At 62.7% G+C, this 7,952-nt stretch carries 10 protein-coding genes; 1 reads left to right on the top strand and 9 read right to left on the bottom strand.

Annotation, left to right across the window (positions count from 1 at the left end; translation table 11 throughout):
- The 9 genes from A2J01_RS03990 to A2J01_RS36250 form a co-directional block, all read right to left on the bottom strand.
- On the bottom strand, positions 1-1,036 hold a 1,036-nt coding region (locus A2J01_RS03990), incomplete at its 3' end, for an MFS transporter (RefSeq protein ID WP_064112036.1).
- Positions 1,037-1,220: 184 nt separating this feature from the next.
- Complete coding sequence (locus tag A2J01_RS03985; RefSeq protein WP_064112034.1) at positions 1,221-2,216, bottom strand: amidohydrolase family protein; 996 nt, start codon at positions 2,214-2,216, stop codon at positions 1,221-1,223.
- A gap of 3 nt (positions 2,217-2,219) precedes the next feature.
- Entirely contained in the window at positions 2,220-2,741 is a 522-nt protein-coding gene (locus A2J01_RS03980) for a 3-hydroxyanthranilate 3,4-dioxygenase (protein WP_003943511.1), read from the bottom strand.
- Positions 2,738-3,190, bottom strand: coding sequence for a RidA family protein (locus tag A2J01_RS03975; RefSeq protein WP_007732394.1), 453 nt, complete (start codon positions 3,188-3,190; stop codon positions 2,738-2,740). The genes A2J01_RS03980 and A2J01_RS03975 overlap by 4 nt, the downstream gene beginning before the upstream one ends.
- On the bottom strand, positions 3,187-3,960 hold the full coding sequence (locus tag A2J01_RS03970) for a 2-keto-4-pentenoate hydratase (RefSeq protein WP_003943526.1): 774 nt from the start codon (positions 3,958-3,960) through the stop codon (positions 3,187-3,189). The genes A2J01_RS03975 and A2J01_RS03970 overlap by 4 nt, the downstream gene beginning before the upstream one ends.
- 42 nt (positions 3,961-4,002) lie before the next feature.
- Positions 4,003-5,478 carry a 2-hydroxymuconic semialdehyde dehydrogenase gene (locus tag A2J01_RS03965; protein ID WP_042446666.1) on the bottom strand — a complete coding sequence of 492 codons (1,476 nt, stop codon included), beginning with the start codon at positions 5,476-5,478 and terminating at the stop codon, positions 4,003-4,005.
- 126 nt (positions 5,479-5,604) lie between these two features.
- Positions 5,605-6,390, bottom strand: coding sequence for an MBL fold metallo-hydrolase (locus tag A2J01_RS03960; protein ID WP_064112032.1), 786 nt, complete (start codon positions 6,388-6,390; stop codon positions 5,605-5,607).
- Entirely contained in the window at positions 6,390-6,860 is a 471-nt protein-coding gene (locus tag A2J01_RS03955) for a RidA family protein (RefSeq protein WP_003943508.1), read from the bottom strand. The genes A2J01_RS03960 and A2J01_RS03955 overlap by 1 nt, the downstream gene beginning before the upstream one ends.
- Positions 6,861-6,865: 5 nt before the next feature.
- Entirely contained in the window at positions 6,866-7,030 is a 165-nt protein-coding gene (locus tag A2J01_RS36250; protein WP_003943454.1) for a hypothetical protein, read from the bottom strand.
- Positions 7,031-7,083: 53 nt separating this feature from the next.
- Between A2J01_RS36250 and A2J01_RS03950 the strand changes: the two genes are divergently transcribed.
- The coding region (locus A2J01_RS03950) for an ArsA family ATPase (protein WP_064112030.1) at positions 7,084-7,952 on the top strand (869 nt) is incomplete at its 3' end.

Raw genomic sequence — 7,952 nt, 5'->3', positions numbered from 1 at the left:
CGGCGACCATTTTGTTCTCGGTGTTGAGGAGCGGGAAGAACACGATGCACCACAACAGGATTGCGGCAGATCCGCCGATGAACATGTGCCGACGCCCGTACTTGTCGGCGATCTTTGTCCAGAACGGGATGGAAAGGAACCACAGGACTGCTGCCGCGGTCACGCTGAGCACCAGGAATTGCTTGTCGTAGCCCAGATGTTGAGTTCCGTACGACAGGGTGAACACCATGAAGGCGTACGCCACGGCGGAGTTCGCCAAGCACGCGGCAAGCGTGAGAGACAAACGGGGGAAGCCGACCTTGAGCGACTCACGCAGCGGGAAGCGGACTATTTCGCCCTTCTCCATGATCCCGGCGAATGACGGCGACTCGGTGACGCGCAGGCGAATCACCAGACCGATCGCCACCAGAACGAAGCTGAGCAGGAACGGGATTCGCCAACCCCACGAAGCGAATGCCGAGTCCGACATCACGGCGTTGGTCGTCAGGAAGATGCCGTTGGCGAGAACCAGTCCGGCGGGTGTGCCCATCTGAGGGAAACCTGCATAGAGATTCTTCTGCCCCGCCGGCGCGTGCTCCATCGACATGAGTGTCGCGCCGGCGCCTTCACCGCCCAGACCGATGCCCTGAACGACGCGCATCGCCACCAGGAGGACGGGCGCCCAGAAACCGATGGAGTCGTAGTTCGGGATGAGGCCGATGAGTGTGGACCCGATGCCCATCATCACCAATGAGACCACGAGCGTGGCCTTGCGCCCGATCCGGTCACCGAAGTGCCCGAACACGAGTCCACCCACCGGCCGTGCAATGAACCCGACGGCGAAGGTGCTGAAGGCAGCCAGCGTGCCGGCCGTGGGGCTCAGGCTCGGGAAGAATTGTTTGTTGAAGATCAACGCGGCGGCTGTGCCGTAGAGGAAGAAGTCGTACCATTCGAGAGTTGTGCCGGCCAGGGTTGCCATGGCAACTCGGCTACGGGCCGCTTTCTCCGGCAACGGCTTTCCGTCGCTCGTAGTGCTGTTGGATATCTTGTCTGACATCGCGGAACCTATCGATTGGATGGGGCAGGCGGACGATGAAGTCTGTAGTCACCGACCCCGTCTTCGGGATTGTCGGTATCACGAGCGTCGTCGATCGTTGTGTTTGGAATTGTGCTCGCTCGAGACATGACTCACAAATGCCGAATTCACCGTCCGCCATACCGGAAAAGGTATAGCCGGGGCCTCAGACGAGACCCAGGAAGCGTTCGGCATTCCCCCGCGAAATCAGTTGGCGCGCAGTATCGTCCAAGAACTCACTCTTGCGAACCACCTCACCGACCGGACGCTCCCCCAAGGGGTACGGGTAATCACTACCCACCATCACACGGTCCACCCCCACCGTGTCCACCAACAGTCGCAGCGCACGCTCGTCGAAGACGACGGAATCCACGTAGAACCTTCCCAGGTAGTGCGAAGGCGGGAACTGCGACGTACCGATGATGTCGTTGCGGCCGTGCCAGGCGTTTTCCATCCGTCCCAACCAGAACGCGAAAGATCCACCACCGTGCGCAAATCCGATCTTGAGACGATCGTCGATCTTGTCGAACACCCCACCGAGAATCAGTGCGAGTATCGACAGGTGCGTTTCGGCCGGCATCGCAGTGAGCCACTGCGCCATCCAGCGATCGAGGCGCGGAGAGTTGGCCATGTCCCACGGGTGCACGAATACCGGCACGTCCAGCGACGCGCAGTACTGCAGGAACGTCACCACGCCCTCGCTGTCGAGGTCCAGATCGCCGACATGATTGCCGATCTCGACACCGCGGTGCCCGTTCGCGATGCACCGCTCCAACTCACGGCACGCTGCGTCGGTGTCTTGCAGAGGCACCTGGCAGAACGGAATCAACCGATCCTTCGCCGGCTCCACGATCTCGAGTGCGAGGTCGTTGAAGATCCGTGCAATGCGACTTGCCTGCTCACCGCTCCGGCCGTAGTTGAAGAACGCCGGAGTAGGTGAGACGACCTGCGTCTGCACGCCGTCGGCATCCATGTCCCGAAGCCGCACCTCGGCGTCCCAGGCATCGGATTGGATGCGACGGAACTCCTTGGTGCCCATCATGATCATTGCTTCGGTTTCCGACTCGACCTTCAGCCACGGCGCTTGCGGCCCCGCGTCTTCGGTCAGATCCGGCCACCCGTTGGGCACGTAGTGGGTGTGGATGTCGATCAGGTTGCTCATAGCTCAGCCCTTGCCGGGATGGAGCGTGCCGCACTTGTCACACGTGCGGGCTTCTTCGCTCTCGTAGAACTTGACGAACACCGGCGGAAGGTCGGCCACGATGTCGCGCACCTGAAGTTCGACCTCGTGAATCTTGTGATCACATTCGAGGCAGTACCACTGGAACTTCTCGAGCGTGCCTTCCTTGCGGACGCGTTCGATGACCAGGCCGATCGAGCCCGCGGTGGGACGCTGCGGCGAATGCGGAATGTCTCCTGGCAGCAACCAAGTTTCACCCTCGCGAATGTCGACGCGCTGAGGACCGTCTTCGGTCATGACATTGACGTGGATGTCGCCTTCGAGCTGGTAGAACCACTCCTCGTACGGATCGAGGTGGTAGTCGGTCCGCTGGTTGGGGCCGCCGACGACCTGCACGATGAAATCGTCTCCGAGCGCCATCGTCTGATTGTTGACGGGCGGCTGCAGGAGGTGGCGGTTGTCGTCGATCCACTTCTTGAAGTCGATGACGGGAGGAATCGTGGTCATGATGCATTCTCCGTATCTTCGGACGCCGAGCGTCGGGAGGCGGGCACGTACGCCACGCCGGAAATTTCGATGAGCAGGTGAGGGTGGGGCAGCTGGTGAACAGCCACAGTCGTTCTCGTCGGACCGTTTTCGTCGAACAGTTCGGCGTACACCTCGTTGTATCCGCCGAAGTCGTTCATCGACACCAGGTAGGAGGTGACCTGAACCAGATCACTCAGTTCTCCGCCCACTTCGGCGAGAATCGCCGTGATGTTCTCGATGACGGCACGCGTCTGCGCCCGAATGTCGAGCGCCGTGGTCCCCATCTCGTCGACCTCGACGCCGACAAACGTGTTGTCGGGTCGACGCGAACTGGTCCCGGAGACATAGACGAAATCGCCGACCACCTTGACGTGGGGGAACTTTCCGCGCGGCTTCGCCAGCTTCTCGATGACCTGCGCCCCACTCATCGCTTCACACCTTTCACCGTGACGGTTCCGAGTCCGTCGATCGTGCACTGTGCGACGCCCTCGTCGAGTCGCACAGCTGCTGTGGCGGCACCGGCCAGAATTACCTGCCCGGCGCGCAACGGGATTCGGCGTCGACGAGCGATGTCGAGCAGTGCATGCAGAGCTCGCACCGGATCGCCGAGAATGGCCGACGTGGAACCGACTACCGTCTCGCCGCCGACTTCCATACGTACGGAACGGTCTTCGACGTTCTGTAGCGGCAGCCACCTCCCGATCACGTACCCGGCAGCGCTGGTGTTGTCAGCGACGACGTCGGTGTAGGTGAAGCGGAAGTCGCGGTACCGCGAGTCGATGATCTCCATTGCGGGAGCCAGTGCGTCGACGCAGGTTTCGATGTCGACGTTCGGATCGTCGAGATCGACGTCCTTCGACAAGCGGTATGCCACTTCGGGTTCGATCTTGGGATGAATGAACGTCCTCAGGTCGACTTCGCCGCCGTTGCTCACGCACATCGCGTCGGTCAACTGACCGACGATCACTTCGGAGACACCCATCTGCGCCATCTTCGCTTTGCTCGTGAAGCCGAGCTTGATGCCCACAATCGATTCACCACGGCTGGTGCGCCGTTCGAGGAGTTCGTTCTGGATCCGGTAGGCCTGGTCGATGTCGATGGTGTGTTCGTCGGCGAGGCTCGGCGTGTCGGTGCGCGTCTGCGCAGCGTCGTCGAGGCGACGCGCGAGCGCGGATACGGTGTCTTCGGGGGCTGTCATCACGCCTCGCTCATTTCTGGAAATCTTTTGCGGTTTCGATGTTCACAGTTGCACACATACATTCGTCGGTTCGGTGTAGAAGTGCAGCGAGGACTCGCCGCCCTCACGTCCGATGCCGGACAGGCCCATGCCGCCGAAGGGAGATCGCAGTTCGCGGGTGAACCACGTGTTGACCCAGGAGATTCCGACGTTCATCTTCTGCGCGACGCGGTGCCCGCGGCGCAGGTCGTTGGTCCACACGGAGGCAGCAAGGCCGTACTCGGTGTCGTTTGCGAGGGCGATCGCTTCGGCTTCGGTCTCGAACGGAATGAGTGCTGCGACGGGTCCGAAGATCTCCTCGCGCACGGCGCGATCCTTGTTGGTCAAGCCTGTCCACAGGGTGGGTTCGATCCAGGATCCGCCCGACAGTTCCTGTCCGAGGTCCGGAATACCGCCGCCGGTCAGCACTTTCGCGCCTTCCTGCTCGGCGATCTCGAAGTAGTCGAGTACCTTCTTCCGGTGTGCCTGCGAAATGAGCGGTCCGGTCGTCGTTGCATCGAGCGTCGGGTCGCCCAGACGCAGTCCTGCTGCCCGCTCGACGAGTCCACCGGCGATGTCGTCGAAAATGCTGCGGTGCACGTACACCCGCTCGGTGCACAGGCAGACCTGGCCGGTGTTGGTGAACACCGACTTGGTCAGACCCGTCAGAGCCTCGTCGATGTCGACGTCGTCGAACACGATCGCGGCGTTCTTGCCGCCGAGCTCGAACGAGACCGGACGGACCCGCGGGGCAACGGTTTTCATGACATGCGAACCCGTTGCCGAAGATCCGGTGAAGGTGACGCCGTCGATACCGGGGTGCGTGGTGAGGAACTCGCCGGCCGAGTTCGCACCGAATCCATGGACGACGTTGTAGACGCCGGCAGGCAGGCCGACCTCTTCGAGCACCTCAGCCAGCAACGACGCAGTCGCCGGGGTTTCCTCGGAGGGCTTGACCACCACGGAGTTTCCGCACGCGAGCGCGGGCGCAACCTTCCAGGTCAGGAGAAGCAGCGGCAGGTTCCACGGAACGATCACGGCGACGACGCCGAGCGGCTTGCGGATCGCGTAGTTCAGCGCCTGCTTGCCGCCCGCGAGGTCCGTGACAAACGATTCCTGTCCCGCCGCGGCGACGATGTCGGCGAAGGTGCGGAAGTTCGTCAGGGCGCGCGCGACGTCGAGTTCGCGTGCCTGCGTGATCGGCTTGCCGGTGTCCGCCATCTCTGCGGCGACGAACTCTTCGAATCGCTCCTCGATCCGGTCGGCGGCGCGTCGCAGCAGAGCCGTCCGCTCTCGAACCGGCGTATCGGCCCAACCGTTGTCCAGAGCACGTCTGGCAGAGGTCACGGCCCGATCGACCAGGGCCTTGTCGGCCTCGTGGACCCGGGCTAGAACACGGCCCGTTGCTGGGTCGACCTGATCGAAGCTCGACGACTCGTCGGGTTCGACATAGGAGCCGTCCACGTAATTGCGGATCCATCCGTCGCATTGTGAGGTCATGGACTAACTATTGGCCCGTGACCCATATCAAACAAATGCAAAAACTGCCGCCAGCTATACCTCGATCGGCATAGATGGCGGCAGTTCGGCCACACAACTCAGCTCTGCATGTCGGCGCCGAGCGCCTCAGCGTCGCAGATACGCCAACTGCACGTTGACGGATTTCTCCGCGACCGGCCACAACTTCGGGTCCACGTCGGAGTAGACGTGTTCGACTACGTCGCGCACCGAGGCCGACTCGCCCAACGTCGACAGAGCGGCCCGCACCTGATCCAGACGCTCCTCGCGGTGGGCGAGGTACTGCTGCGAAATCGCCTGCAGATCGGGTAGGTCCGGACCGTGCCCGGGAAGAACCGTCAGTCCTTCGCCGAGTGCGGCCAGCGATCGCAGCGAGGTGAGGTAGTCCCCCAGATCGCCGTCGGAGTCGTCGAGAACTGCCGTGCCGCGGCCGAGAATGGTGTCGCCCGTCAGCACGCTCGCATCGTTCTCGATGACTATCGACACCGAATCCGCGGTATGGCCCGGCGTCGCGAGGATCCGCAACTTCAGGCCCGCTACCTCGATCACTTCACCGTCGACAAGCGCCGAAGCGCCCCCGCGAAGAAAAGTAGGGTCGACGGAACGCACTGGAGCCGAAGTCAATTCGTGGAAACGGTCCACCCCGCCGGTGTGGTCGTAGTGCCGGTGCGTGATCAAGGTCAGCGCTACCGGACCGATACCAGCGACACGTTGCAGGTGTTCCTCGTCGTTGTCGCCTGGATCGACGACAACACACTCGATGCTGCCCGGAGCATGCAGAATCCAAGTGTTCGTACCGTCCAGCGTCATCATGCCCGGGTTGTTCTCGAGCAAGACCGAAGCGATGTCGGTGACGCGGCGAAGCTGCGCGTAGGCGGGATGGACAGTCGACATCAGCGAACTTCGACGATCAGTTCCACCTCGACCGGAGAGCCGAGGGGAAGTTCTGCCACGCCGACTGCCGAACGGGCGTGGATACCGGCGTCGCCGAGCACCTCACCGAGGAACTCGGATGCGCCGTTGATCACGCCGGGCTGACCGGTGAATCCTTCGGCGGATGCCACGAAGCCGACAACCTTGACGACACGAACGACGTTGTCGATGCCGACCAGGGCGTCGATGGCAGCGAGAGCGTTGAGCGCGCAGGTGCGAGCCGCGGCCTTGGCGTCCTCATCCGACACGCCCGCGCCGAGCTTGCCGGTCAGCGCCAGTTTTCCGTCGACGAACGGGAGCTGACCCGACGTGTACACGTGGTTGCCGCTGCGAACCGCGGGAACGTACGCAGCGACGGGTGCCGCGACGGCGGGAAGTGCAATGCCCAGTTCGGCGAGACGCTCCGACCAGGTCTGTGTTGCCTCTGCCATGTGATTCAGCCCTTCGGACGCTTCATGTACGCGACGTGCTGCTCGCCCGACGCGCTCGGCAGGACGGCGACGAGTTCCCAGCCGTCGACACCCCAGTTGTCGAGAATTGCCTTCGGATTGTGGACCAGCAACGGAGTCACGGTGTATTCCCAGGAAGTTATTTCGCTCATGCGGTGAGCCTATCCCGCGTACATCTTCGGCCCCAGACTTATAGGCTCGCGGTGTGGTTGCATCCCAAGATGAGCTGAGCAGGACCTGGCCCGAGTCTGCGACGAAGGCCCGCCTGCACTTTGTGTCAGGTAAAGGCGGAACCGGTAAGTCCACGGTTGCCGCCGCGTTGGCGCTCGCGTTGGCCGAAGGCGGCAAGCGCGTTCTCCTCGTGGAGGTCGAGGGCCGCCAGGGAATCGCGCAGCTCTTCGACGTACCACCGCTTCCACCGCAGGAGACCAAGGTCGCGGCCGCCGAAGGTGGCGGTGAAGTGATGGCTCTGGCCGTCGACATCGAGACCGCGTTCCTCGAATACCTCGAAATGTTCTACAACCTCGGCTTCGCCGGCCGGGCGATGCGTAAGTTCGGCGCCATCGAATTCGCCACCACAATCGCTCCAGGCCTTCGCGACGTTCTGCTCACCGGCAAGATCAAGGAGTGCGTCATCCGCACCGATCGAACCGGCAAACGCGTGTACGACGCCGTTGTCGTCGATGCTCCCCCGACCGGGCGGATCGGCAGCTTCCTCGACGTCACCAAGGCGATGGCCGACCTCGCCAAGGGCGGCCCGGTGCATTCGCAGAGTGAAGGCGTCGTTCGGCTGCTGCACTCGCCGGAGACCGTCGTACATCTTGTTGCGCTTCTCGAAGCGCTGCCCGTTCAGGAAACCGCCGACGCCGCCGCAGAACTGGCGCGTGACGACCTCAACCTCGGTGCCATCATCGTCAACCGCGCCAGCCCGAGGTTCTTGCCCGAAGACCAACTCTCCGGTGCTGCAGCCGGCAACATCGATGCAGCTTCGATCCGGTCGACGCTCTCCGATGTCGGCATCGATCTGTCCGACGACGACTTCGCCGGCCTGCTCACCGAGACGATCGAGCACGC

Origin of the sequence: Rhodococcus sp. EPR-134, from assembly GCF_001647205.1 — a bacterium.
Lineage (GTDB): Bacteria > Actinomycetota > Actinomycetes > Mycobacteriales > Mycobacteriaceae > Rhodococcus_F > Rhodococcus_F qingshengii.
The sequence above is the reverse complement of the archived record's forward strand: the minus strand, read 5'-3'. Positions and strand labels throughout refer to the sequence as shown.